The organism is Pseudoalteromonas sp. HM-SA03, from assembly GCF_002289345.1.
Classification (GTDB): Bacteria; Pseudomonadota; Gammaproteobacteria; order Enterobacterales; family Alteromonadaceae; genus Pseudoalteromonas.
Genome location: NZ_NSDG01000050.1, coordinates 1 through 25,032, shown reverse-complemented (window position 1 = coordinate 25,032; position 25,032 = coordinate 1). Strand labels below are relative to the sequence as shown.

Genomic DNA, 25,032 nt, shown 5'->3' with positions numbered 1-25,032 from the left:
AAAGGAATCTTTCTTAGGTTTAGCCGCGAGGACCTGCTGCTTTGATTGCTTCAGAAACATCGTATTTAGCGAAGTTTTCTTTGAAATCTGCCGCAAGCTTAGCTGCATATTCAGCATACTTAGCTTGATCTTGCCATGTGTTTACTGGATTAAGTAGCTTGCTATCAACACCTTCCACTGCCACTGGTACATCTAAATTTAGTGCCTCAATGTGCTGTGTCTCAACGCCCTCTAATGTATCGTTTACGATTGCATCAATCACGGCGCGAGTTGTTGGAATGTCAAAACGCTTACCAATGCCATAAGGGCCACCAGTCCAACCTGTGTTTACTAGGTAAACTTTAGCGCCAAACTCACGCACGCGTTTCATTAGTAGCTCAGCGTACACGCCTGCTGGACGCGGGAAGAAAGGAGCACCAAAACAAGTTGAGAAAGTTGATTCGATATCAGAAGTTGAACCAATCTCAGTTGAGCCTACTTTCGCTGTGTAGCCACTAAGGAAGTGATAAGCCGCAGCTTCTTCGCTTAGGATTGAAACTGGAGGTAATACGCCGCTCACGTCACAAGTTAAGAATACAACTGCACGAGGCTCGCCAGCGCGGTTTTCAACTTTACGCTTTTCAACATGCTCAAGAGGGTAAGCTGCACGCGTATTTTGCGTTAAGCTTGAATCGGTATAGTCAGGAGTACGCGTTTCATCTAGCACGACGTTTTCTAAAATAGTACCAAAACGGATTGCATCCCAAATAACAGGCTCGTTCTTTTGTGACAGGTCGATACATTTCGCATAACAACCGCCTTCAATGTTGAATACGCTACCAGGTGCCCAACCGTGCTCATCATCACCGATAAGAAAACGCTTAGGATCCGCAGAAAGAGTCGTTTTACCTGTTCCTGATAGACCAAAGAATAACGTTGTGTCACCAGCTTCGCCAACGTTTGCACTGCAGTGCATAGGTAGTACACCTTTTGCTGGTAGTAAGAAGTTCTGTACAGAGAACATCGACTTCTTCATTTCACCGGCGTAATGCATACCTGCGATAAGCACTTTGCGCTGTGCAAAGTTGATGATAACGGTACCATCGCTGTTTGTGCCATCACGCTCAGGATCACAAACAAAAGAAGGTACGTTCATCACCTGCCATTCAGGTAAATCAGTTTTGTTATAAGAGTTAGGTTCGATAAACATGTTTTTAGCGAAAATGTGGTGCCAAGCAGTTTCAGTCGTTACAACGACAGGTAAATAGTGCTCAGGATCCGCACCGACTTCTAAGTGAGAGACGAAGTGGTCATTTTCAAGAACGTGCGCTTCTACGCGAGCCCATAAAGCATCAAACTTAGCACCTTCGAATGGGCGGTTTACGTTACCCCATTGGATGTCATTTTCTGTGCTTGATTCTTTTACGATGAAACGGTCGTTTGGTGAACGTCCAGTACGACGACCAGTTTTTGCAACAAAAGCTCCATTTGCGGCTAAAGTGCCCTCGCCACGACGGATAGCGTGTTCGACAAGTTCAGCTGCGGTTAAATCGACAAAACGAGTAGCGCTTGAAGTCATGTTTATACCTAAAAAGTGAGAGTTGAACGGGATAGCTCTGGGGTACTCTTGCCCTTAGCTAAATTTATAGTAACAGATGAAATTGAGATATTCGAGCCTTTAGAGTGCTTAAAATTACATAAAAACGTCAAAAAACTTGAATAATTTCAATGATACCGGTGTCATAGCTTTTATATGTTTTATGACACCGGTATCACCCAATAGCCATAAAAAAACCGCCAAAAATGGCGGTTTCATTTTGTAATTAAGGGCTAAAGCGCAACTTAATTAAATAACGATTTAATATCTTGCTCGTTAAAAACGTAGTTTTTCAAGCAGTAATGACAGCTAATATTGACTTCGCCGTGTTTTTGCAAGTCTTCCATCAAGGCTTCTAGTCCGACATTGGCCAGCGCATTCTCGGTTTTTTCACGGCTACATCCACATACAAACGAGATAGCTTGTGGTTCAAAAAGTTGAGGATTGTCTTCGTGATACAGTCTTGTTAGTACGGTATTGGCGTCTAAATCTAGTAGCTCTTCATCTTTAATCGTGTCGCTTAGTGCTTCAAGATGTTGGAAATCGGCAACAGACTTTTCTTTATTGACAGGCAGTACTTGTAAAAACAGACCAGCCGCTTTCACTTTATCGCCAACTAGGCTTGTTGCGAACCATAAACGGGTTTTCAATTGCTCAGATTGCTCGAAGTACTCTTCTAAACATTCGGCAAGTGATGCTTTAGAAAGCGGAACTATGCCTTGATAGCGTTCGCCTTTTGTCGGTGTAATGGTGATAACCATATAGCCTTTGCCCATGAGCTCAGGTACAGATGATCCTGAAACCTCAGATTGCAGCCTAGCTACGCCGCGCATCTGTTGTTTGTGATTACCATTGATAACCGCATATTTTACTGGGCCATCACCTTGAAGCTGGACAGCAATGTCACCTTCAAATTTTAACGTAGCGGTAAGCAAACTGGTTGCAACCAATAACTCGCCTAATAGCTGCTTTACAGGCTCTGGGTAGTTGTGACCACTAATGATGTCAGTAAAAGTCTGTTCTATTTGTACAAGCTCACCACGTACGTCTAACTTGTCGAAAATATAACGGTGAAGTAAATCAGTCTGCATCAATGAAAATCCTAGTTTGATTTCAATTTAAGTAATTCACGGCGTTGTTTCTTGTCCGGCTTAGTGGCGGGACGAGGCGCAAACAAGCTATTGTTTTGGCGCGCCAACGCGTTTTGCGTTCGTTTTTCAATACTCGCCTCAGACTCTTCATAAAGAGTTTGAGCGATAGGAGCCGCTTGTCGCTTTTCCATGATTTTAAGTATGGTTACTTCTTTCTCTTCATATCCTTGGGCCAATTTCACTACCGCGCCGACTTCAACCGTTTTACTTGGTTTACAGCGCTGACCGTTGTAATGTACTTTGCCACCTTGGACCATATCGCGAGCAAGCGCTCGTGTTTTGTAAAAGCGAGCAGCCCATAACCACTTATCAATACGAACTTTCTGTTCAGATTGGTTGTTTTCCTGTTGGAGTTTTGTCACAATTCGTTAACTATTTGCTAGTGTGAAATTTAACCTGATAAATTTAGCATATTTCGTTATGCAAACAAAGTAGATGACAGGCACTAAACTTGTGAGTTAATCGCACTTTACCTAAAAAATGAACTAATATGTGTGTCTATGTTCCAAGGTTAAGTTTAGATTCAGTTAATTGGCCTACGGTGTACCTATTTAATTAAAAGTTTAACAAATGCACGCTTGTTGAAAAAATTTCGAGGCGGTACACTGGGGCGTTCAAGAGAATAAGAAAAGTATTATATGGAATTACAGTTACAACAGCTTCAGAAGTTTTGGCTTGGTTTGCCTCATGCAAAATTGAGTCGTATCATTGTTGTCCTGTCGGTTGTTTACGTTGCGTTTCTCTTTTCGCAATTATTTTGGTTGTTATGGCCTGTGCCACAAACTCAACCCTTGCTCCCTGCATCACAACTGTATAGTCAATCAAGTAGCGGTATCACAAGCCAAGGAATTGTTGCTCAAAACTTGTTTGGTGAGGCAAATGCTAAGCCTGATAGCAAACCACAGCCTGTGGTTTCTGATGCACCAGAAACAACGCTTAACGTTAGGCTAACTGGTATCGTGGCTGTCAGCCAAGATGATGGTGCAGGCCTTGCTATTATTGAATCTCAGGGGCGTCAAGAGACCTATTCTGTTGACGCGCCCATCACAGGCACTCGTGCAAAGCTTGCTCGGGTATTACCTGATCGTGTGATATTGGACGTTAGTGGGCGTTTTGAAACGCTTATGTTAGATGGCATAGAGTTTAGTCGCACTGTGGCGATGCCAACAAAGCCAAAGAAAATCGTCAACAGCACAACTTCACCTACTCCATCTCGAAATGAACTAGCAAATCGTCGCCAAGAATTGCTTAGCGATCCAGGTAAATTATTTGATTATATTAAAATTTCACCAGAACGCCGCAATGGAGAGCTAATTGGTTATCGCCTCACACCTGGTAAAGATCCCGAGCTATTTAAACAAGTCGGTTTACAAGCAAATGATCTAGCAATCGCAATTAATGGATTTCAGCTCACGGATATGAAACAGGCTATGTCAGCTATTAATGAACTTAGAACGAGCACAGATGCAAACATCACGATCGAGCGAGGCGGTCAGGTGATGGATGTGCAGTTTAGCCTGTAAAGTTACTAATTTTGGAGTTTTAGAATAATGGGTAAAAAGCTACACCTCACAAAAACCAAAAAAGGGTTAGCTAAGTATGCAACGCTCTTGATTGCTGCTGGTATTTCACTTTCTGTTTCTGCGGTTGAATATGCCGCGAACTTCAAAGGTACCGATATTAATGAATTCATTAATATCGTTAGTGATAAGCTGAATAAAACTATCATCATAGACCCTAACGTGCGCGGTAATATCAATGTTCGCAGTTATGAGCTGATGGATGAAAAGCTTTATTATCAGTTCTTTTTAAACGTGCTGGAAGTGTATGGTTATTCTGTTATTGAAATGGATAGCGGTGTGCTTAAGGTAGTTCGTAGTTCTGATGGTAAAAAGTCAAATGTCCCTTTGGTATCTGGTGAAGAGCTAGGTAATGGTGACGTAATGGTAACACGCGTTGTGCGTGTGAAGAACGTTAGTGTGCAAGAGCTTGGCCCGCTTATTCGTCAATTCAGTGACCAAAAAGATGGTGGTCACGTAACCAATCTAAATTCAGCAAACGTGATGATGCTAACCGGCCATGCTTCCTCGGTGAATCGCCTTGTTGATATTATCAAAACAGTTGACCAAGCAGGCGATAAGCGTGTTGATATCGTTAAGTTGAAGCATGCCACAGCTGAAGATGTTGTTAAAGTCGTTGAAAAGATTTTCCAAGACTCAGGGAAAGGTGGTGTACCAGACTTCCTTATCCCGAAAATTGTGTCAGATACCCGTACCAACAGCGTCATTGTTAGTGGCGAATCACAGGCCCGTAGCCGCGCGGCTGAACTCATCAAGCGTTTAGATGATGAATTACAATCTCAAGGCAATACTCAGGTCTTCTATCTGAATTACGCAAAAGCGGAAGACTTGGTTAAGGTTCTTCAAGGCGTGAGTAAATCGATTGAAGAAGAGCAAGCCGCAGGTCAGCAAGCAAGAACTCGCAGTAGTAGCAAAAATGAAACCAGTATTGAGGCGCACGAAGACTCAAACTCGCTGGTGATTACCGCACAGCCAGATACCATGCGCTCATTAACTCAGGTGATTAAAAAGTTAGATATTCGTCGAGCTCAAGTACTGGTTGAAGCGATTGTTGTTGAGGTTTCTGAAGCCGATGGTATTAACCTTGGCTTACAATGGATCTCTGAAAAAGGCGGGGTGCTGCAGTTTAATGATGGCAACACTGTTCCGATCGGTTCACTAGCTGTTGCAGCACAACAAGCTCGCGATATCGAAGTGAAAGGTACGATAGTAGGAAGTGACGATAACAAAGTTTCTAATACAACAGAGACTCAGCGCGGTGATTATAGCGGTTTGGCAGGCCTACTGAAAAATATCAATGGTCTGGCGGCTGGTATTGTGAAGAATGATTGGGGTGCAATCATTCAAGCAGTAACCACGGATACCAACTCAAATATTCTAGCTACACCGTCAGTTACGACTATGGATAACGAAGAAGCGTCCATGATCGTCGGTGAAGAAGTACCGATCGTGACTGGCTCTACTGCAAACGACAATAACTCAAACCCATTCCAAACGGTAGACCGTCAAGAAGTGGGTATTAAATTAAAAGTAACCCCTCAGATTAACGATGGTACAGCCGTTCAACTGACGATAGAACAAGAAGTATCAAGCGTGAAAGGTGCGACGTCGGTGGATATTCGAGTGGCTAAACGTGCTATCAATACCACGGTTATCGCGGATGATGGCGGCATGGTTATCTTAGGTGGTCTGATTGACGAAACCGTTCAAGAAAGTGTTTCTAAAGTACCACTATTAGGTGATATTCCAGTGTTAGGTCACCTATTTAGATCAACAGGGACTAAGAAGGAAAAGCGTAACTTACTCGTCTTTATCCGTCCTACTATTGTACGTGATAGCCGAAGTATGAATGAGATTAGCCATTCAAAATATAACTTTATCCGTAGTGAGCAGCATAAACAAAGAGAAGATGGTATCGAGTTAATGCCATTTGAAGATACGCCAATCCTTCCTAAGTGGGACGACAAGCTTACTTTGCCACCGACGTATGAAGAGTTCTTGAAAGAACAAAATAGAAAAGAGCGTGAAAATGATTGATGAAAAAGTCACGCCAGATTTAGGTGCTGAGGCTGAAGAGATGGCAGCGCAGCTACAAAGCGCTGAGCCAATACTAGGCGAAGTGGCTGACATGCCTGTCGTACCGACGATTTCATTGCGTTTACCATTTTCGTTTGCACGTCGAAAAGGGGTGTTACTCAGCCCAGATGGCGATCAGGCTAAGCTCTTTCACAAAGGCACACTTGATCTTGAAACGCTGATGGAAGTACGCCGTGTTGCAGGCAAAACATTACATCTTGAAGCGCTAGATGAAGAACGCTTTGAGCATATGCTTGAAGCGTCTTATCAAAGAGATAGCTCTGAAACACAACAGATGATGGAAGATATCGGCAACGAGATGGACTTGTTCTCGCTTGCTGAAGAGTTGCCACAAACAGAAGATCTGCTAGCTGCGGATGATGATGCGCCTATCATCAAGCTCATTAACGCCATGTTGAGTGAAGCGATAAAAGAAGGTGCGTCGGATATCCATATCGAAACCTTTGAGCAAGAACTGGTTATTCGCTTTAGGGTTGATGGCGTACTGAAAGAAGTATTGAAGCCAAATCGTAAGTTGTCTTCATTATTAGTGTCTCGTATCAAAGTAATGGCTAAGCTCGACATCGCAGAAAAACGTGTACCGCAAGATGGCCGTATTAGTCTGCGGATTGCGGGGCGAGCCGTGGATGTGCGTGTATCGACGATGCCATCAAGCTTTGGTGAGCGAGTGGTGCTGCGTCTACTAGACAAAAATAATGCGCGATTAGATCTCGAAGATTTGGGCATGACCCAAGCAAACCGCGATGCGTTTGCAGAGATCATAGCCAAGCCTCACGGCATCATACTGGTTACCGGTCCAACGGGCTCAGGTAAGAGTACGACCTTGTACGCCGGCATGACACAAATCAATTCTAGGGATCGTAATATTTTAACGGTTGAAGATCCGATTGAATATGAGATCCCAGGCATTGGCCAAACACAAGTAAATCCAAAAGTGGATATGACATTCGCTCGAGGTTTACGTGCGATCCTACGTCAAGATCCCGATGTAGTGATGGTCGGTGAGATCCGAGATTTAGAAACCGCGCAAATTGGTGTTCAAGCGTCTTTGACCGGTCACTTGGTATTATCCACACTACACACGAATACGGCCGCCGGTGCTATCACGCGTATGGAAGATATGGGGGTTGAGCCGTTCCTTTTAAGTTCATCACTGCTAGGCGTGCTGTCACAGCGATTGGTACGAACGCTCTGCCCTAACTGTAAAGAAGCGCATTTGGCGGATGAACGAGAATGTGAACTACTGGGTGTGGCCAAAGACAGTGGTACGCAAATCTTCCGTGCTGTTGGCTGTGAAGAGTGTAATTTCAATGGTTACAAAGGCCGTACAGGTATTCATGAGCTTCTCATCGTTGATGAGCCTATCCGCGAACTTATTCATAACGGTAAAGGTGAGCAAGCGGTAGAGAAGTATATTCGTAAGCGTACGCCAAGCATCCGACAAGATGGCTGTTCGCGAGTACTGGCTGGCCAAACAACCTTAGAAGAAGTAATGCGTGTAACGCGTGAGGAAGGCTAATGGCTGCGTTTGAATACCGCGCCTTAGATGGTAAAGGCAAAGAGAAGAAAGGAATTTTAGAGGCGGATACGGCGAAGCAAGTTAGGCAAATGCTGAGAGAAAAAGCCATGATGCCACTTGAAGTTTTGCCTGCTGCTGAGAAAGATAAAAACCAAAGTAGCGGTGGCTTTACGCTTTTTAAAGGCTACCGTCCCTCGGTATCAGACCTTGCCTTGATCACGCGCCAGTTGGCGACCTTGATCCAATCTTCTTTACCCGTTGAAGCTGCGGTGATGGCTGTGGCTGAGCAATGTGAAAAGCCAAGATTAAAGCGTATGCTGATGGCGGTAAGATCAAAAGTTGTTGAAGGTTACACACTTGCAGATGGTATGTCGGAGTTTCCTCACGTATTTGATCACTTGTACCGCTCTATGGTTGCCGCTGGAGAAAAGTCAGGGCACTTAGATGAAGTACTAAATCGCTTGGCCGATTACACTGAGCAGCGCCAACATATGCGTAGCCAAATTACGCAAGCGATGGTGTATCCCATTATTTTGGTTATCTTTGCTATCGCGATTGTTTCCATTCTGTTGGGAACGGTAGTACCAAAAATCTTGAAGACCTTTGAGAAGTCTAAGCAAGCACTGCCTTGGACAACAGAGTGGGTTATGGCTGCCAGTAATTTTGTACAAAACTACTGGATGATCACATTGGCTGTGGTTGTCATTGGCACTTACGCGATTAAAAAAGCATTACAAAAACCTAAGATCCGCTTTTGGTATGATAGCAAGCTGCTGAGTTTACCGGGTCTTGGGAAGGTAACTCGTAGCGTGAATACTGCACGATTTGCGCGTACCTTAAGTATTCTCTCATCGAGTTCTGTTCCGCTACTTGAGGGCATGAAAATCTCAGGTCAAGTACTTGAGAACGAAAAAATCAAAGCCTCCGTTGCAGAAGCAGCGACTCGGGTGAGTGAAGGTGCAAGCCTTCGAGCGTCGTTGCAACAGACTAAAATGTTCCCACCTATGATGCTGCATATGATTGCCAGCGGTGAAAAGTCGGGTGAATTAGAACAGATGCTTGAGCGTGCAGCGAATAACCAAGAAAGAGAATTTGAGAGTATGGTAAATGTCTCGCTGAAGTTGCTGGAACCTGCGATGATAGCGACGATGGCAATTATTGTACTGTTTATAGTTATGGCGATTCTTCAGCCGATTATGGCAATGAACAAAGCCGTAGGGTTGTAGTCAAAAAGGAAAGGCCATCGCATGTTTTTGCATGGTCATCAATAACAGCATTGAGGTAAACATTGTGAAAAAACAATCAGGTTTCTCACTATTAGAAGTGATGGTAGTACTTGTTATCATCGGTATGATCTTATCTATCGTTGCGCCTAACGTGATGGGTCAACAAGAAGAAGCGGCAAAAGAAAAGGCACGTCTAGATATTCGTCAGATTGAAGACGCAATGAAGATGTACAAGTTAAAAAACAAACGCTATCCAACCACAGAGCAAGGCTTGGAAGCTTTAGTAACGCAAACAAATATTGACCCGGTACCAAAACGTTTCCCTGAAGGTGGCTTTATTTCTAAGCTTCCAGAAGATCCATGGGGTAATCCTTACCAATTAGTAAGCCCAGGCGAAATGAGCCAAATTGACATCTTTTCAATGGGTCCGGATGGCGAAGTAGGAACTGATGATGATATCGGTAACTGGGATACGGAAGACGAACGTTAATCTATGTTAGCACCTCTGCACAAACCGGCATTAGCTAAGGTAAAGGGCTTCAGTTTACTTGAAGTCCTTATTGTCTTGGTGATCATTGCTTTTTCAGTAAACCTCATTACTTATACCGTCAGTGATAGTGATGAGGAAGAGCTCGAAACCATGGCTATGCGTGTGCAGGGGACGATTAATCTCGCGTCAGAATTTGCAGTACTAAATCAGGTAGAGCTTGGCTTTCACTTAGATAAAGGAGTGATTGAGTTTTTGGTTTTTGACGGTGAGAAGTGGCGAACTTTCGAAGCCGACGATATCTACAAACCAATTGAGCTGCCTGAGCAGTACAAAGTGGAATTGATCTTAGAAGATCTGCCGTGGTCTCAAGATAACTTACTGGAGCAAGCAAATTGGCGAGAGTTGATGAGTGGCGGCGACGACGATAATTTACTTGAACTTAAAAAGCTCAAGATCCCGCAAGTACTTATTTTATCTTCCGGTGAAGTCAGTGCATTTAGATTAAGTGTGGAAAATAAAGAACTGCAAGAGCCAATATATTTTGTCGAAGGTGAATTTATGGCACCTGTAGGGCTGAAGCGGGAACCTGAAGAATGAACGCTAGAAAAAGCGTAGGCTTTACCTTACTTGAAGTCATGGTTGCGCTCAGTATTTGTGCTGTCGCTGGTATTGCTGCAATGCAAGCAACAAGTGAGCATATAAACCATATCGGCTCGCTTGAAGAGCAAACCTATGCGTCGTGGGTGGCAGAAAATCGCTTGGTATTTTTGCGCGCGCAAGGCGATGACTGGCATGGGAAGAATGGTAACAAAGGCGAAGAGGAAATGGCTGGGGTCACTTGGTATTGGCAACAGCATATCCAACAAACCGCAGATCCTAGTTTTGTAAAGCTCACCGTGCACGTTTTCCGCGAACCTGAACTCAAAAACTCAGTGTATGACATCACCACTTTTATGTACCGGAGTAAGTAGTGACAGTGCGCACACCACAGCGTGGTTTCACGCTAATAGAAGTTTTGTTGGCACTGGCTATTTTAGCGGTGGTGGTGACGGCGACTCACCAAATTTTAGATTCAACGTTGAAGGCTCAAGCGGCTTCAGCGGAAAAAATTGCCGAAATTGAAGGTCTACAAACGACTTTCCGCTTGATGGATCAGGATTTTAATCAGATCACTAAGCGAGAAGTCAGAAACGAAGCTGGGGATTTTAGCCCAACTTATATCATCCATGGCCGTTATGAGCTTGAGAGCCAATATGATGGTATCGCTTTTGTTCGTGATGGATGGACTAACCCTATTAGTTTATTGCCACGTTCTGAACTACAGGCTGTGGGCTATCGGGTTATCGATGACAAGCTTGAGCGTATTTATCGAATATACGTTGATCAGCTTGATGGTACAGAGCCGCGCGCGCAAGTCATCTTGGAAGATGTCGAAGAATTAAAGTTTGAGTTTTTGGACGACAAACTAAAATGGCAAGCTGATTGGAAGTCGAAATCGTTACCTAAAGCGATTAAAGTGACGTTGCAAAGAAAAGACTCGGATCCAATAAGCCGATTGTTTTTAACGCCAGGCAGTGGTGTTGCTGATGATAAGGGGCAACAACCATGAAGCAGCAAGGTGCGGCACTTGTCATCGTACTTTTCATCGTTGCATTGGCAGCGACAATCGCCGCTGAAATGGCGAGTAGTTTAATGGTGCAGGTACAAAAGGCCTCGAATATTCAAACTCAGCAACAAGCCAAGTGGTATAGCTACGGTGCTGAGGAGTTGGTTAAAAGAGCGTTGATACAAGCAAAAAAAGATGATCCTGATAGCGTTAATCTAGACCAGCCTTGGGCCCGTGAAGAAGTACCTTACCCTGTTGATCATGGTACGTTGAGCGGTAAAGTTACAGACTTACAGGCATGTTTAAATCTGAATGCCTTGAGAGCAAAGTCACAAACAAACGGAAATGACCAAGGTGGTCGGCAGATTGGTGGAAAGAATACTAACCCAGCTCATGCTGCGCTATTGGAACTTTTGAAGAATATTGAGGACTTGCCGAGTAACGAAAGCGAGGAAGCTCTTGCTGATAGTGTGTATGATTGGCTTGACGAAGATAGCATTACTTATCGCTCAGGAGCAGAAGAAGACGAGTATATGTCTAATCAGACGCCTTATTTAACGGCTAATAATTTGATGGCGTCTGTTAGTGAACTACGAGTGATTAAGGGCTTTAATCCGCTGGTGATGGAAAAGATTAAGCCTTATGTTTGCGTGATCCCCGGAAGTGAGGAGCTTGCGGTAAACGTCAATACGATATTGCCAGAACAAGCGCTTTTACTCAGTGCGCTTATAACTGGTTTATCGAAGTCAGGTGCTGAAGCTATTATTTCTGCAAGGCCAAAAAAAGGTTTTACAGATATCAACGAATTTTACACGGAAGTCGCGAATCAAGGGGTCAAAAACCCAAACAAGACTTCCAAAATTTTTACGATTAACAGCAATTATTTTCAGTTGCGAGCAACAGCTGTGTTTGATGAGCGACGCTTTTCTCTCACATCAATTATAGAAATAAAAGATGGTAAAGCGTACGTGCTTGCTCGTAAATTTGGAGGCGTAGAGTGACAGAACAATTATTGATCCGTGTGGATCAGTCACACCAGGCGACAATACACTGGTTAGTGTGGTCAACAGAACAGCAACAAATTATTGCCAGCGGTGAACTAGAAGGGAGTGAACAACTCGCTACTCTCGCCGAAAAAGCGCAAACGAGACCGGTTGTTTTGTTACTACCAGCGACTGCGGTGCAGTTACGCACGCTAGAATTACCAGCAAAATGGAATAGAAAACTAGAGCAAGCCCTACCGTTTATGCTTGAGGAACATGTCGCGACCGACATCGATGCGCTATTTATCGCAGTTGGTAAACCGGGCATGAAAGCCGACACACATACTATCGATGTAGCTATTTGTGATAGCAGTTGGCTACAAAGCTGGTTTAGTGCTTTCGATGACGTGGGGATCAGTGTAAGCAAAGCGTTACCGGATGCTTTATGTTTGCCGCTTCATGAAGAGATGACTAGCGCCGTGCAGTTAGGTCAGCAATGGCTATTCAAACACAATGCTTGGCAAGTTGGCACTGCTGAACTTAGCTGGGTTAACGAGTACCTCACCATTGCGGGTGTTGAGCAGCTGGCGCATTTTAGCCCGGCAAGCGATTTCTCAGAAACGATAACGCTTACAGCGCAACAACAAGATTACGATTTACCTTTAGCCATCTTCGCGAAATCACTATCAAATATTGACTTTAATTTGCGTCAAGGGCAGTTCGCTGCGAAGAAAAAGCAGCCGCAGTGGTGGCGTGACTGGCGCAGTGGCCTAATAGCGGCAAGCGTGGCAGTAGTAAGCTTTATCGCGATTAAAGGCACTCAGCTGTATGTGATAAGCCACCAAGCTAATCAGCTAGAAACCCAAGCGGTCGCTATGTATCAACGGGCATTTCCAAATAAAGTAGTGCGTCCACACTTATTGAAAAAACAGATCCAGAATGAGCTTGATGCGTTATCTGGCACAGAGCAGGGCGGTTTGCTCGAATTAACTAATCACTTTGTGGCTATTTATGAAGAGATTGATGCCTTTGCCCCTGAAACGTTGCGTTACGATAAACGCAGGAATGAGCTCAGAATTAGAGCGCGCGCAAAAGAGTTTCAGATATTTGGTCAGGTCAAAGCAATTTTAGAGCAACGCGGTGTAAGCGTCGAACAGGGTGCCCTGAACAATGATGGTGACTTTGTGGTGGGTGAAATTCGTATTCGAGGTGCAGCATGAAGCAGCAAGCAGTTAACTATTGGCGTGGTTTAAAAGAGCAAGAACAAAAACTGCTGATCGTTGCCGGCGTTATTTTTGTCGTTTTTGTTCTGATAATGGGTATATTCAAACCTTTAAATCAGGCTGTCAGCGATGCCGAAGCTAAGCTAAAACGTAATCACGAACTCGTAAATTGGGTTGGTCAAAGCGTGAATAAGCTGAAATCTAACAGTACTGTACAGGTGATTAGCGGCGGTAATATCAGCCAGATAGTCAATAATACCCGTGGCCGCTTTCAAATCGATATTAGTAAAATGCAACCTAGTGGCGAAAGCCTGCGTTTAACCATCGATGATGTGGAATTTAATAAACTTGTTGCTTGGATAGATGAACTGACAAATAAGCATGGAGTAAAAGTAGAAAACCTAGACCTTACACAAGGGAATTTACCTGGCTTTGTGCGTGTTAGTCGCTTGGTTTTAGAGAAATAATTATGAAAAAAACACTATCTCTACTCATTATATTTTTACTCGCATTTATTATTTTTAGTGCTTTCACTATGCCAGCAGCGGTATTGCTGCAAGTCTTTAAAGGCCAATTGCCAGCTAATTTGCAGCTAGGTGCAGTAAATGGTTCTGTTTGGCATGGTCAAGTGAGCGGTGTGAGATTCAATAACATTCAACTGAATCAGGTTAAGTGGGAGCTTGAACCGTCGGCATTACTACTCGGTGATCTAGCAGGCAATGTACAGTTTGGTAATGCGAGAGATAAAAATGAGATATCAGGAAAAGCTAATTTCTCATCGAATTTAGTAAGTAAATCCATGACGGTAAATAATGCCTCACTTCGTTTCAGTGTTGAACAGGCTATGGACCAAGTAACTCTGCCATTGCCGGTTGATGCCAAAGGGCGCGTTATTGTTAATGTGAAGGAGTACCAAAGTGGTGCACCGTACTGCGAAGGACTAAATGGTGAGATAAGTAGTCCAAATATTGATGTTAAAGGCATGAATGGTTGGTTTAGTATCGGTGATCTTAGTGGCCAGCTCGATTGTAAATCAGGAGATATTGCCGTGGTAGTTGACCCTGAAAACCGCTTGGGCTTACAGGCTGATGCGACACTTGCTGCCAACTTCCAGTTTCGCGTATCTGGTAATATCAAGCCGGATGCGAGTCTACCAAAAGAAGTACACGATGCGGTTAAGTTTTTGGGTAGACCGGATGGCGAAGGTCGTTACCCGGTAAATTTATAATATACTTCTGTCATATCAGACTTTAGTTATACCAATTTGCTTAATTAAGTGACCTAGTTTGAGGCGAGAAAATCTTGTCGATAACACCGCTACCGCGTCCTGCTATCGCCAAGGTACCTACATCCATGTAGGCAAGGCGAAAATTTTGCTATTTAGTTGTTCTAAATGAGAAATTTTTAACGCAGTTAGCGTCAGATTTGCTCCTTCAAATTGAGCAAGTATTAAGACTAATTGGTATTAATCTAACCTCAGGTTAGTTATTAATATAAAGGTATTTTTGTAGGCGCTGATACGGCGCCTAAGTTCAAGGCAACACTATGCACGACTTCTCTTTTACTGCAGCTGATCAGCTGAATTTAGAAAACTACTTTTCTGCGCGCAAACTTTCTATTGATATTGCTTTTTTACAAGGATATCTATTTGCTACCTGTATAGACCCAAACGGTATCGAGGTAGACAAGTGGCTTAAGACTTTAACCAACGCAGATCCCGAACTAGATGAGAGTATTGCATTTGCATTGATGGCTTTACATCATGAGATTTCTGAGCAGGTATACGAAACTGAATTTCAATTGCCTTGGAATGGTGAAACACCACTTGAGCAAAAAATTAATTGGGCAGAAGGTTTTTTAATGGCGGCGACGCCCTTTTATGAGCAATTGATGTCCAGTCCGCTCGCCGACGATATTAAACAAGCTTTGCAAGTGAGCACAGAGCAACTGGGGCTTTTTGCACTTGGTGAGCAACAGTTAACGATTTACTGTGACAAAGTAGGGCAGTCACTGACCGAGTTTCAACTAACTCAAGCGCAATTGGCTGACGAGTTTGCCGCTTCTTATGCTGAGTTAGTCGAAGTTGCCGCAGTGAATAGTGGGCTATTTGAATAATCTTTACGCGAGATCTAACTCGATAAATGTGCAACCCTGTTGGCATTGTGCCACAGCTCTATTTGACGTCGATTGGCTTAAACTGAGTGCAATGGGTTGCTGACAGCTTGGGCAATTGACAACACGTCCCTGACTAAGCTTTTTGATAAGCGCTTTTTGATCATTAAAGGATTTTGCCGACTTTTTATTTAATTGACTAAAATCCATTATAATCCCTTCGCTTCATGAATAGCTTGCTCTGCAATTTCACAGATTTGGACGAGATCTGGGCCGTAAAAATATAAGTTATAGTCGTTTTCTTTACAGTACTTTAGGTGGAAAAGCCTTACTTTTTCATCTGTTGCAAGGGCTTCATCAATATAGCGCTTTTCGTCATCTGTCATGGTAATTGTTTTTACGACATTGGCTCTGGCGATTCTTGCGGCTGTGCTGCGTTGTACTTTGCTGGACTCGCTGAGCACTTCAACGCCTTGACCGAGTAATCTATCTCTTGGCTCTTTAATCAATGGATGATCCACAGTAAACAGAGCAACGACTATAATGGCTAATACTAAGAACTTTTTCATAATCTGACGCTGATTTGATCTAGCTAACAAAAATCTTGTTCCTAGTGTAATAAACTTGTCTGTCAGGTCGCAACAAGTCTCTCATCATTTATGGTGGGTTTTAGCTCAACTTACTATTAATCATAGGGTTTCAAAGCGTATAATAGTAAGCGCTAAACTATGTCATGGGGCACATTGCAATAGTTTAGTCTGTATTTTTCAAGGTCACTGTAGCAAGTGCATCTCGTTCCAAAGCACTAAGGAGCTTCCATGGAGAACGAAAGAATCAAGGTTAAAAACATACCGTCCGAAGTAAGAATTCAAAAGCCGACAGGTGGCACTGAAGGGAAATCGCTCAATAGCTCTACGCCCGATCGTTTTAATCCTCGCAATCGCATATATGTTCGGGCGGTGTCAGGCCTACATCAACTGCTAAGAAGGCGTATCGGCTTTATTGGTATGTTGGCATTTATGGCTTTACCTTGGCTAAATTTTCACGGTCATCAGGCGGTGTTGTTCGATATTTTTGAGCAGAAGTTTAATATTTTTGGCATGACGCTATGGCCACAAGACCTGACTATCTTTGCTTTTATTCTAATGATAGCGGCATTCGCTCTGTTCTTGGTGACTACCTTCTATGGCCGGGTATGGTGCGGTTACACCTGTCCGCAAACCGTTTGGACGTTTATCTTTATTTGGTTTGAAGAAAAGTTTGAAGGAACGGCAAACCAACGGAAAAAACTAGATCAGAGACCGATGGATTTTGACAAGTTTTGGCGAAAAGCGGCAAAACACGGTAGCTGGATGCTCTTTTCACTGTATACCGCAATCACTTTTGCTGGTTACTTTACCCCGATCCGCTCATTGCTTCCTGATTTACTTACTTTTTCAGCGGGCTTTTATTCCGTCATTAGCATCATCGTGTTTACCATTTGTACTTATGGTAATGCCGGTTGGATGAGAGAAATTATGTGTTTACACATCTGTCCTTACTCTCGCTTCCAATCAGCTATGTTTGATAAGGACACATTTACCGTTGCTTATGATAGCGAACGAGGTGAAAGTCGAGGTCCTCGAGGACGCAAGCAAGATCCAAGAGAGTTAGGTCTAGGAGATTGTATTGATTGCAACCTGTGTGTTCAGGTTTGTCCTACCGGTATCGATATTCGTAATGGCTTGCAATATGAATGCATCAACTGTGGTGCGTGTATTGATGCTTGTGATGGCGTTATGGATAAGATGAACTACTCGCGCGGATTGATTGCTTACACGACAGAGCGTAATTTAGAATCATCTAGCGAAAAGACCAAACCAGTACGTGGTAAATTAATCGGTTATTTAATGATTCTGGTTGTTATCACTGGTGCGTTAGTTGCCAACATTGCGATGCGTAAGCCGATGGATCTTGATATTATTCGTGATAGAAATCAGCTTTATCGTATCAATATTGAGGGATTGGTAGAAAATACCTATACCTTGAAAGTGATAAATAAAGCGCAAGTTGAGCAGAAATTTTCTATTGCAATAACGGGTCTAAGTAATTATCAGGTGATCGGCAAGCAAGAGGTGCACTTAGCTGCAGGTACGACATTAGATGTACCACTCTCTGTTGTGATTGATCCATACGATTTGAAAAAGCCAGTCACTGAATTTGAGTTTGTGCTTATTAACCAAGACGATCCTGAAGAGCGGCTGGCGCAGCCGACCAATTTCTTCAAAGGAAGATAATAAGGTAAAAGCGAGGTATAAAACCTCGCTTTTTTATAAACATTATGAACGATTTTAGTTTTAACGCGTTGACACCGGATCTTATTTTAGATGCGATTGAGGCACTTGAGATATATCCGACAACGGGATTATTGGCCTTAAACAGCTATGAAAACCGTGTTTATCAATTTGGTGCAGAGGACGGCAAGCGTTATGTGGTGAAGTTTTACCGCCCAGCGCGTTGGACGGATGAACAAATTCTTGAAGAGCATGAGTTTGCACTGGCAGCGAAAGAAGCTGAAGTGCCTGTTGTGGCACCTTTACTTATTGCTGGGCGTAGTCTGCATTTTTATGAAGGTTATCGCTATACGTTGTTTCCAAGCGTTGGTGGGCGTCAGTTCGAGCTCGATAATCTAGATCACTTAGAAATTTTAGGTCGCTACCTAGGGCGCTTGCATTGTCTGTCGGCTGAGCGAGCATTCGAGCATAGACCACAGCTCAATACCCAGCGTTTTTTAATTGATGCGCAACAAACACTGCTAAAAAGCCAGTTAGTGCCTAGTCATCTACATACTCCATTTGTTACTATTCTTGAGCAAGTTATTAACAAAGCAACCTCAAAGTATCAAGTTGCCAAAACGCTTCGGCTTCATGGTGATTGTCATGCTGGAAATTTATTGTGGTCTAGAGACCAATTGATGTTGGTGGATCTGGACGATTGTCAGCAAGGCCCTGCAATACAAGATTTGTGGATGATGTTAAATGGCGACCGCAACGAGCAATTGGTACAGTTAGACACCCTGCTTATGGGTTACGAAGAATTTATGCCGTTTGATTCAAAAGAGCTTGCGTTAATTGAGCCGCTACGTGCCATGAGAATGGTGAATTATATGGCTTGGTTGGCGCAGCGCTGGCAGGATCCTGCATTCGAGCGGAACTTTTCTTGGTTTGCGACAGACAAATACTGGGAACAACAGATCCTAGCGTTAAAAGAGCAATTTGCTGCATTAGATGAACCAAGTTTAAGCCTATTTCCTTAAAATTAGAGAGAGTAACATGCTAAAGAAATTAAAAGTTGCACTTATTGCATTGCTTTTGCCCATTGCTGCGATGGCTTCAGGCTTTACCGAAGGTGAGCACTACACAACCTTAACAACCGAACAGAGTAAATCAGAGAAAGTTACCGAGTTTTTCTCTTTTTACTGTCCTCACTGTTTCCGCTTTGAGCCAATTGCAAAAGCGATTGAAAAGAACTTACCTGAGGGGGCGTACTTTGAAAAAAGCCATGTGAACTTCCTGCGAGGTGTTCCTACAGAAACGCAGAGCAACCTAAGCTATGCCTATATTATTGCTGAGCAAGAAGGCAAAGCGGATGTGATTGCTGAGAAGATTTTTAATGCTATTCATGTTGAAAGAAACAAACTGTTAGATATTAAAGATTTGAAAACGCTAATGGAGTTAAATGGGATTTCTGCTGAAAAGTTTGATCAGGCTGTTACGAGCATGCCAGTCGTGAGTGCTGAAAATAACATGCTTAAAGCACAAGATAAGTTTTCTGAAGCGGGTGCGCTTACAGGCGTTCCAACTTTTATTGTAAATGACAAATACAGAATCGAAATGAAAGGTATCAAGAGTCAAGAGCAGCTTGATGAATTGATCGCATATCTATTAAAAAAATAAGGACTGGAGAAAGTTAGTATGTTGAAAGTATTAAAAGGCTTAGCGGTTGCACTAATGCTTCCTCTTCTTGCTCAGGCTGCGCCATTTGAAGAAGGTGTACATTATGAAGTTATTGCCGAGCGTGGTACGAAAAAGCCTGAGGTAATGGAGTATTTTTCTTTTTATTGTCCAGCCTGTAACGCAATGGAAAATTTAATCGTTGACGTTAAACCAAAGCTGGACGAGGGCGTTAAGTTTAAAAAGAGCCATATAGATTTTGTTGGTCCAAGAGAGCCTGAGATTCAACAGGTGTTGGCACAAGCACTTGCAACTGCTGAAGTACTGCCACAAAAAGACAAGATAGTTGCAGCCATGTTTAATCATATCCATGGTAAGCGTGCAAAAATCAATGAACTTGCTGATGTAAAAGATATCTTTATTGCACAAGGTGTTGAAGAAGAGAAGTTTGATAAACTTTATGCTAGTTTCTCTGTCCGTACTAAAGCTTCAAAAATGCAACGTATGCAGAAGACTCTTTCTGATAAAGGCGCGCTAACAGGTGTACCAATGTTCGTGGTAAACGGTAAATACAAGCTATTACTTCGTGAGTCTGGTACGACTAAGCCTGATCAAATTGCTGCTTTAGTGAATTATTTAGCAAAGAAATAAAATCTAATTTGTATTAGACTAGCCCCGCAATTGTTGCGGGGCTTTTTTATGTTTAAAATTTTAGTTTCTAGCTGTTTATTAGGTTATCCGGTGAGGTATGACGCCTCTTCACAAAGCCTTCAAGACAATACATTACAGTATTGGCGGCAAAAAAATTGGGTCTTACCGCTATGCCCCGAAGTATCTGGTGGTTTACCAACACCTCGCCCATCGGCTGAAATAGCAGATGGTAAAGTTTTGAGTAAACAAGGGGATGATTTTACCACCGCGTTTGAACTCGGTGCTAAAAAAGCGCTAGCGGCTTGTCTTCAGCACGATATAAAGTTTGCGTTGTTAAAAGAGTCCAGCCCGTCTTGTGGCAGCAATCTGATTTACGATGGTAGTCATACAGGTAAAAAAATAGTAGGGCAGGGGCTGACGGCGTCTTTATTGCAGCAATCCGGTATTCAAGTCTTTAGCGAAACTCAGCTGCCAGCACTTATCACAGCGATGGCAGCCAGTCGTTAATCGTTAGAGATCACTTTCTCACTAAGTAAACGCCAGATTCAATATGATGGGTATAAGGGAACTGATCGAAAATCGCCATACGTGCGATTTTATGTGTTTCACATAACAAGGCTAAATCACGCTCTAACGTGTCTGGATTACATGAGATATAAATAATGTTGTCGTAGTTGCTGACCAAGCGACAGGTTAATTCATCCATGCCAGCACGAGGCGGGTCGACAAGAATCGTTTGGCAATCATAGGACTGTAAATCAATACCATCTAATCGAGAAAACTTCTGCCCTTTCATGGCTTGTGTAAACTCTTCACTCGACATGCGAATAATATCTAAGTTATCGACTTTGTTTGCTGCAATATTAAATTGTGCAGACTTTACTGATGATTTAGAGATCTCAGTAGCCAGCACTTTATTGAATGAACCAGCCAATGCGATTGAAAAGTTACCGTTACCACAATAAAGCTCTAGTAGGTCGTTGTTTAGTGGTTCACTAATGGACTGCGCCCAAGCTAGCATTTTCTGATTCACTTCCGCATTCGGTTGCGTAAAGCTGTTCTCAACCTGCTGATAAATATACTCTTTACCGTTAACGCTTAGTTTTTCAGTTACATAGTCGTTGCCAAACACAACCTTTTGTTTTCTAGCACGACCGATAAAATCAACTTTATAGGTTTGTTGCAACTCGGCTCTCAATGTCTGCATCGCGGTTTGCCACGCTTCATCTAACTGCTTGTGATAAAGTAAGCTGATCAGTACTTCACCACTCAGCGTCGTGAGATAGTCGATCTGAAACAGTTTACGACGCAATATTTCGTTGCCTTTCAGCTGATGTATCATCACCTGCATCATTTCATTGACAAGTGGTGCACCAGGATCAAAGTTATCAACACGGATCTTTTCTTTTGTTTGCTGGTCAAACATGATGTGAAACAGATCTTCACCCTCATGCCATACTCTAAATTCACAGCGCTGGCGGTAATGGCGAGTTGCAGATTCATACACTTCAAGTGCAGGTGCATCAAACTGTGCAAATTGTGTTGTGATACGCTCAGCTTTATCTGCTAACTGTTGCTCGTATGCTGAATCATCAATTTTTATTACTGCCATGCTAAAACCATCTATGTTGAATTAAGAGGCGCTATTTTAGGGAGCGTTGCTAATTTGTCCAGTCTAGCATCACTGATGCGTCTGGTTTGCTGTTTTTTTAATCATTATACTTTAGCTTTGCGCAAATATGCCGATAATCTAACTAATATATTGGAGGGCATACCATGAAAATCGGGCAATTAAATCAGTTGCTCAATCCAGCGATGCAGCATAAGCCTGGAAAGAGCAAAGGGATAGGACCAAATATCCAAATTAATTCAGACAGCTATGCGGGTGATAAATCCAAATTAGCTGCAAAAATTCTTGATGATAAGCTTGCAGAAGCGTTGGGCATTGAGAAGCCGACACAAGACAAAAAAGACAAGCCATTATTTGATTTTGAATCTATTGTCAAAAATGTACTCGATTTTGTTCAGGGTGCAGTGAAGAAAGCCAAAGTCGACGGCAAAAATGATGACGAATTGAAATCCATGCTCGATGGGGCACGTAAGGGCGTGCTTCAGGGGATAGATGAAGCCAGCGAAGAGTTAAAAGGCATGGGGGCTTTTAATTCCGACATCGAAGATGGTATTGAAAAATCACGAGAAGGGATTTTTAAAGGTTTAGATGATTTTGAAAAAGAGCTGTTTGAAGAAAAGTCGCCAAAAGCATTAGCGATCAGTGCCGCGCAGTTTGCGAGCCTCTCTAATCAGGCTGAATATGCATTTACGACAGCTGAAGGAGATGAAGTCGTTATTTCATTCTCCGATGCATATTCTCAGGGAGCCGCTGCGAGTGTTGCGCAAAAAGGTAATGATTATGGCATGGCATATGGCACTAAGTCCTCTCACGAAGTCAGTTTCTCAATTAAGGTAAATGGTGAGTTGAACGAAGAGGAGCAGCAAGCAATTAACGATATGATGGAAGATATCCGTAATGTCAGTGACTCTTTTTTCGGTGGTGAATACGATGAAGCTTTCGATTTGGCAAAGTCGCTTAGTTTAAACTCAGATCAGATCACTAATTTCACGATGGATTTAAGACAAAGTAAAACGTCTGCTGCGATTGCTCAATATCAGCAAGGCAATCCAATGAAAGAGTTAGAGAAGGCATTTATGCCACTGAATAAGCAGTTAGCAGATATGCAAGAGCAAGCTAAAGGACTCAATGCCGATAATGAGTTGCCAAACCTGCTTGCTTGGATGAATGACGGTCAGTCGAAACTAAATGAGTTTTTGGATTATGCAAGTAGCTTTTTAAGTAAACTGAATGAATTAAATAAAGAGCAGGTAGAGCAAAAACAAACAAGCTAAGCGAGTTTATTTTCGCGAGGACTCGTGGCAAACTTCATGCTCCATTGATTTGAGGAATGAAGTTTGTCGCATATTTTGGTTTTTGATTCGGGGATAGGTGGCACCAGTGTGCTGTCGCACTTAAAGGCATGTTTGCAGGGGGGGTCATTCAGCTATGTTATGGACAACGCTTTTCTCCCTTATGGTCTTCAGCCTCAAGAGCTAATCAAATCACGTATCAAAGGACTTATTTGTTGGCAACAGCAATGCTTGGGCAATGTTGATCTGATCGTTATTGCATGTAATACCGCTTCAACATACGCATTAGAAGAAGCCAGAAAACATACCCATATTCCAATTATAGGTGTTGTTCCTGCTGTTAAGCCTGCTGCGTCTAGTTCAAAGACCAAGCACATCGCACTACTGGCAACACCGGCAACGTCAAATAATGCTTATACGCATAAGCTCATCATGGACTTTACCTCAGGCTGTAAAGTTGAAACTTTGCATTCAACGGAGCTTGTTAGAATCGCAGAACACTTTTATTGGCATAACGAGTTGGATAAAGAGGCGCTTTACGCGGAAATAGCTCGGCTTAACATTCCAGCCACTGTTGATAGGCTGGTGTTGGGATGTACACATTTTCCTTTGATAGCTCACGATATCAAGAATTGCTTACAGCAACATGTTGAGCTGGTTGATTCAGGCAAGGCAATAGCTAATCGCGCGGTGTCATTGTTGGGAAGTCAAATAGTAGTAAGGGAAAAGGTGCCGAGTGCGTCGGAAGTGCGTTTCTATGCAACGGCACCAGTAATAGGTAGTAAAGAAGCAATCTCTATTATTGATTTAAATAAAGATCAATTAAGCAGGTGAGTGATCCATCTCGCCTTCAGGCTTTTGCTTTGCTTCTCTTACTTTTAATGTACGCTGTTGAAATTCACGCTCATTGAGCTGAGTAATAGCCTTTTCTGCATCCCGTTTTGACATCTCAACAAAACCAAAGCCGCGTCGTTTACCTGTATTTTTATCCTTAAGTAGACGAACTGAAAATACTTGCCCTTGTTTTTCGAAAAGCTCGCGGACAACATGTTCGTTGGCTCGATATGGTAGATTGCCTACATATAATGTAGTGGTTGATAAGTTTGATTGTTTTTCTTGTTGTGTATCACTTTTTAAAAGCTGGCTTATTACACCACCGATGATAATACCTACGGCAAGCATAAGGGCAGCGTCGAGCTGAGTAGAGCTTAATGCAAGATCAACAATGAAAAAGCTCGCTACTGCAATAACCAAAGTGATCAAAATTGCTTTATGATCAAAAGACTTCATATAAATATACCAATTGAAAGAAGGTTAAACATTAATTTAACAAGTGAGTTAGCTATCTTAACGAGTTAATTAAACTTCGCAATAATTAATATAGTTCTAATAGTAAGATTTGTCTTATTTTGGACGTTATCTGTACATAAAAGCCTCTTTTGTTTAATTGTTGTTCGAACGAACAGGGAGGTCGAAAAAAAGGGTTGCACTAAAATCGGATCGCCCTATAATGCGACCCCACTGACACGGGGCGCTACGCTGAAAAGCAAAGCAGCAACGAGTTAGCGTCAAGTAAAACTTAGGTTCGAAACTTCTGATAAAGAAATTCAAAATTAAGTGTTGACAAAAAATTGGGAATGCTTAGAATGCACATCCCTCGAAACAACGAAATGTTTCGAAACGTTCTTTAAAAATATGAAGCAATCATCTGTGTGGGCACTCGTACAGATTGAGTTCTAACAGCAGATTCTAGTTCGCTAGATGACGCAAACAAATTTAGAGTCTCAATTGAGCTGAGTGACCAACAGAATAAACATAGTTTATTCAGCACAGTCAATTCGATACCGAAAGGTATCAAAATCAGAATTCAATGAGCATGAAACTTAGGTTTCAAAAAAACTTTTAATTGAAGAGTTTGATCATGGCTCAGATTGAACGCTGGCGGCAGGCCTAACACATGCAAG

The 25,032-nt window shown here is 42.7% G+C and carries 27 protein-coding genes; 20 read left to right on the top strand and 7 right to left on the bottom strand.

Features of this window, described 5'->3' with window-relative positions:
• Positions 1-19: 19 nt before the first annotated feature.
• From CKO50_RS10520 to hslR, 3 genes are all read right to left on the bottom strand, one after another.
• Positions 20-1,558 (bottom strand): phosphoenolpyruvate carboxykinase, encoded by a 1,539-nt coding sequence (locus CKO50_RS10520; RefSeq protein ID WP_010378491.1) that lies wholly within the window; start codon positions 1,556-1,558, stop codon positions 20-22.
• A gap of 263 nt (positions 1,559-1,821) precedes the next feature.
• Positions 1,822-2,667: an Hsp33 family molecular chaperone HslO gene (gene hslO, locus CKO50_RS10515; RefSeq protein ID WP_095728112.1), complete on the bottom strand. Its 846-nt coding sequence runs from the start codon at positions 2,665-2,667 to the stop codon at positions 1,822-1,824.
• An 11-nt stretch (positions 2,668-2,678) separates the two neighbouring features.
• The gene (gene hslR / locus CKO50_RS10510) at positions 2,679-3,089 is read right to left on the bottom strand and encodes a ribosome-associated heat shock protein Hsp15 (protein ID WP_010378496.1); all 411 of its coding nucleotides are present in this window, start codon (positions 3,087-3,089) and stop codon (positions 2,679-2,681) included.
• Between the two features lie 276 nt (positions 3,090-3,365).
• Here hslR and gspC point away from each other — a divergent pair, with 276 nt between their 5' ends.
• From gspC to CKO50_RS10445, 13 genes are all read left to right on the top strand, one after another.
• Complete coding sequence (gene gspC / locus CKO50_RS10505) at positions 3,366-4,250, top strand: type II secretion system protein GspC (RefSeq protein ID WP_095728111.1); 885 nt, start codon at positions 3,366-3,368, stop codon at positions 4,248-4,250.
• Positions 4,251-4,277: 27 nt separating this feature from the next.
• Positions 4,278-6,344, top strand: coding sequence for a type II secretion system secretin GspD (gene gspD / locus CKO50_RS10500; RefSeq protein ID WP_095728110.1), 2,067 nt, complete (start codon positions 4,278-4,280; stop codon positions 6,342-6,344).
• 40 nt (positions 6,345-6,384) lie between these two features.
• Positions 6,385-7,923 carry a type II secretion system ATPase GspE gene (gene gspE / locus CKO50_RS10495; RefSeq protein WP_303621307.1) on the top strand — a complete coding sequence of 513 codons (1,539 nt, stop codon included), beginning with the start codon at positions 6,385-6,387 and terminating at the stop codon, positions 7,921-7,923.
• Complete coding sequence (gspF, locus tag CKO50_RS10490; RefSeq protein ID WP_010378505.1) at positions 7,923-9,149, top strand: type II secretion system inner membrane protein GspF; 1,227 nt, start codon at positions 7,923-7,925, stop codon at positions 9,147-9,149. Before gspE ends, gspF begins: the two co-directional genes overlap by 1 nt.
• A gap of 64 nt (positions 9,150-9,213) precedes the next feature.
• Positions 9,214-9,639 (top strand): type II secretion system major pseudopilin GspG, encoded by a 426-nt coding sequence (gspG, locus tag CKO50_RS10485; RefSeq protein ID WP_026001105.1) that lies wholly within the window; start codon positions 9,214-9,216, stop codon positions 9,637-9,639.
• A 3-nt stretch (positions 9,640-9,642) separates the two neighbouring features.
• Positions 9,643-10,236 (top strand): prepilin-type N-terminal cleavage/methylation domain-containing protein, encoded by a 594-nt coding sequence (locus CKO50_RS10480; protein WP_039490907.1) that lies wholly within the window; start codon positions 9,643-9,645, stop codon positions 10,234-10,236.
• On the top strand, positions 10,233-10,610 hold the full coding sequence (gspI, locus tag CKO50_RS10475; RefSeq protein WP_095728108.1) for a type II secretion system minor pseudopilin GspI: 378 nt from the start codon (positions 10,233-10,235) through the stop codon (positions 10,608-10,610). The genes CKO50_RS10480 and gspI overlap by 4 nt, the downstream gene beginning before the upstream one ends.
• Positions 10,610-11,248, top strand: a complete 639-nt coding sequence (gspJ, locus tag CKO50_RS10470; RefSeq protein WP_095728107.1) for a type II secretion system minor pseudopilin GspJ — start codon at positions 10,610-10,612, stop codon at positions 11,246-11,248. Before gspI ends, gspJ begins: the two co-directional genes overlap by 1 nt.
• The gene (gene gspK, locus CKO50_RS10465; RefSeq protein WP_095728106.1) at positions 11,245-12,246 is read left to right on the top strand and encodes a type II secretion system minor pseudopilin GspK; all 1,002 of its coding nucleotides are present in this window, start codon (positions 11,245-11,247) and stop codon (positions 12,244-12,246) included. The genes gspJ and gspK overlap by 4 nt, the downstream gene beginning before the upstream one ends.
• Positions 12,243-13,448, top strand: a complete 1,206-nt coding sequence (gspL, locus tag CKO50_RS10460) for a type II secretion system protein GspL (protein WP_095728105.1) — start codon at positions 12,243-12,245, stop codon at positions 13,446-13,448. The genes gspK and gspL overlap by 4 nt, the downstream gene beginning before the upstream one ends.
• Positions 13,445-13,918 (top strand): type II secretion system protein GspM, encoded by a 474-nt coding sequence (gene gspM / locus CKO50_RS10455; RefSeq protein WP_095728104.1) that lies wholly within the window; start codon positions 13,445-13,447, stop codon positions 13,916-13,918. The genes gspL and gspM overlap by 4 nt, the downstream gene beginning before the upstream one ends.
• Before the next feature lie 2 nt (positions 13,919-13,920).
• Positions 13,921-14,679, top strand: coding sequence for a type II secretion system protein N (locus tag CKO50_RS10450; protein WP_095728103.1), 759 nt, complete (start codon positions 13,921-13,923; stop codon positions 14,677-14,679).
• A gap of 317 nt (positions 14,680-14,996) precedes the next feature.
• Positions 14,997-15,566 carry a UPF0149 family protein gene (locus CKO50_RS10445; RefSeq protein ID WP_017219430.1) on the top strand — a complete coding sequence of 190 codons (570 nt, stop codon included), beginning with the start codon at positions 14,997-14,999 and terminating at the stop codon, positions 15,564-15,566.
• A 3-nt stretch (positions 15,567-15,569) separates the two neighbouring features.
• On the opposite strand, the gene CKO50_RS10440 is transcribed toward CKO50_RS10445, so the two are convergent.
• Both CKO50_RS10440 and CKO50_RS10435 read right to left on the bottom strand, forming a co-directional pair.
• A complete protein-coding gene (locus tag CKO50_RS10440; RefSeq protein ID WP_010604378.1) occupies positions 15,570-15,773 on the bottom strand; it encodes a hypothetical protein in 204 nt (67 codons plus the stop codon).
• Positions 15,773-16,132 (bottom strand): hypothetical protein, encoded by a 360-nt coding sequence (locus tag CKO50_RS10435; protein ID WP_255229517.1) that lies wholly within the window; start codon positions 16,130-16,132, stop codon positions 15,773-15,775. The genes CKO50_RS10440 and CKO50_RS10435 overlap by 1 nt, the downstream gene beginning before the upstream one ends.
• A 249-nt stretch (positions 16,133-16,381) precedes the next feature.
• On the opposite strand from CKO50_RS10435, the gene ccoG reads away from it, so the two are divergent.
• The 5 genes from ccoG to CKO50_RS10410 are packed head-to-tail and all read left to right on the top strand — an operon-like array spanning position 16,382 to position 20,653.
• On the top strand, positions 16,382-17,839 hold the full coding sequence (gene ccoG / locus CKO50_RS10430; protein WP_095728101.1) for a cytochrome c oxidase accessory protein CcoG: 1,458 nt from the start codon (positions 16,382-16,384) through the stop codon (positions 17,837-17,839).
• Between the two features lie 44 nt (positions 17,840-17,883).
• Positions 17,884-18,858, top strand: a complete 975-nt coding sequence (locus tag CKO50_RS10425) for a serine/threonine protein kinase (protein WP_095728100.1) — start codon at positions 17,884-17,886, stop codon at positions 18,856-18,858.
• Positions 18,859-18,874: 16 nt separating this feature from the next.
• Positions 18,875-19,498 carry a thiol:disulfide interchange protein DsbA/DsbL gene (locus tag CKO50_RS10420; RefSeq protein ID WP_095728099.1) on the top strand — a complete coding sequence of 208 codons (624 nt, stop codon included), beginning with the start codon at positions 18,875-18,877 and terminating at the stop codon, positions 19,496-19,498.
• Positions 19,499-19,516: 18 nt separating this feature from the next.
• Positions 19,517-20,146 (top strand): thiol:disulfide interchange protein DsbA/DsbL, encoded by a 630-nt coding sequence (locus CKO50_RS10415; protein ID WP_095728098.1) that lies wholly within the window; start codon positions 19,517-19,519, stop codon positions 20,144-20,146.
• A gap of 48 nt (positions 20,147-20,194) precedes the next feature.
• Positions 20,195-20,653, top strand: coding sequence for a DUF523 domain-containing protein (locus CKO50_RS10410; protein ID WP_069023300.1), 459 nt, complete (start codon positions 20,195-20,197; stop codon positions 20,651-20,653).
• A 10-nt stretch (positions 20,654-20,663) separates the two neighbouring features.
• On the opposite strand, the gene trmA is transcribed toward CKO50_RS10410, so the two are convergent.
• On the bottom strand, positions 20,664-21,758 hold the full coding sequence (trmA, locus tag CKO50_RS10405) for a tRNA (uridine(54)-C5)-methyltransferase TrmA (RefSeq protein WP_095728097.1): 1,095 nt from the start codon (positions 21,756-21,758) through the stop codon (positions 20,664-20,666).
• Between the two features lie 164 nt (positions 21,759-21,922).
• On the opposite strand from trmA, the gene CKO50_RS10400 reads away from it, so the two are divergent.
• Both CKO50_RS10400 and murI read left to right on the top strand, forming a co-directional pair.
• Positions 21,923-23,050, top strand: a complete 1,128-nt coding sequence (locus CKO50_RS10400; RefSeq protein WP_095728096.1) for a DUF5610 domain-containing protein — start codon at positions 21,923-21,925, stop codon at positions 23,048-23,050.
• Positions 23,051-23,113: 63 nt separating this feature from the next.
• Positions 23,114-23,902 carry a glutamate racemase gene (gene murI, locus CKO50_RS10395; protein ID WP_095728095.1) on the top strand — a complete coding sequence of 263 codons (789 nt, stop codon included), beginning with the start codon at positions 23,114-23,116 and terminating at the stop codon, positions 23,900-23,902.
• Here murI and CKO50_RS10390 read toward each other — a convergent pair.
• Positions 23,891-24,358 carry an RNA-binding protein gene (locus tag CKO50_RS10390; protein WP_095728094.1) on the bottom strand — a complete coding sequence of 156 codons (468 nt, stop codon included), beginning with the start codon at positions 24,356-24,358 and terminating at the stop codon, positions 23,891-23,893. The two genes, murI and CKO50_RS10390, sit on opposite strands and share 12 nt — an antisense overlap.
• Positions 24,359-25,032: the final 674 nt, after the last annotated feature.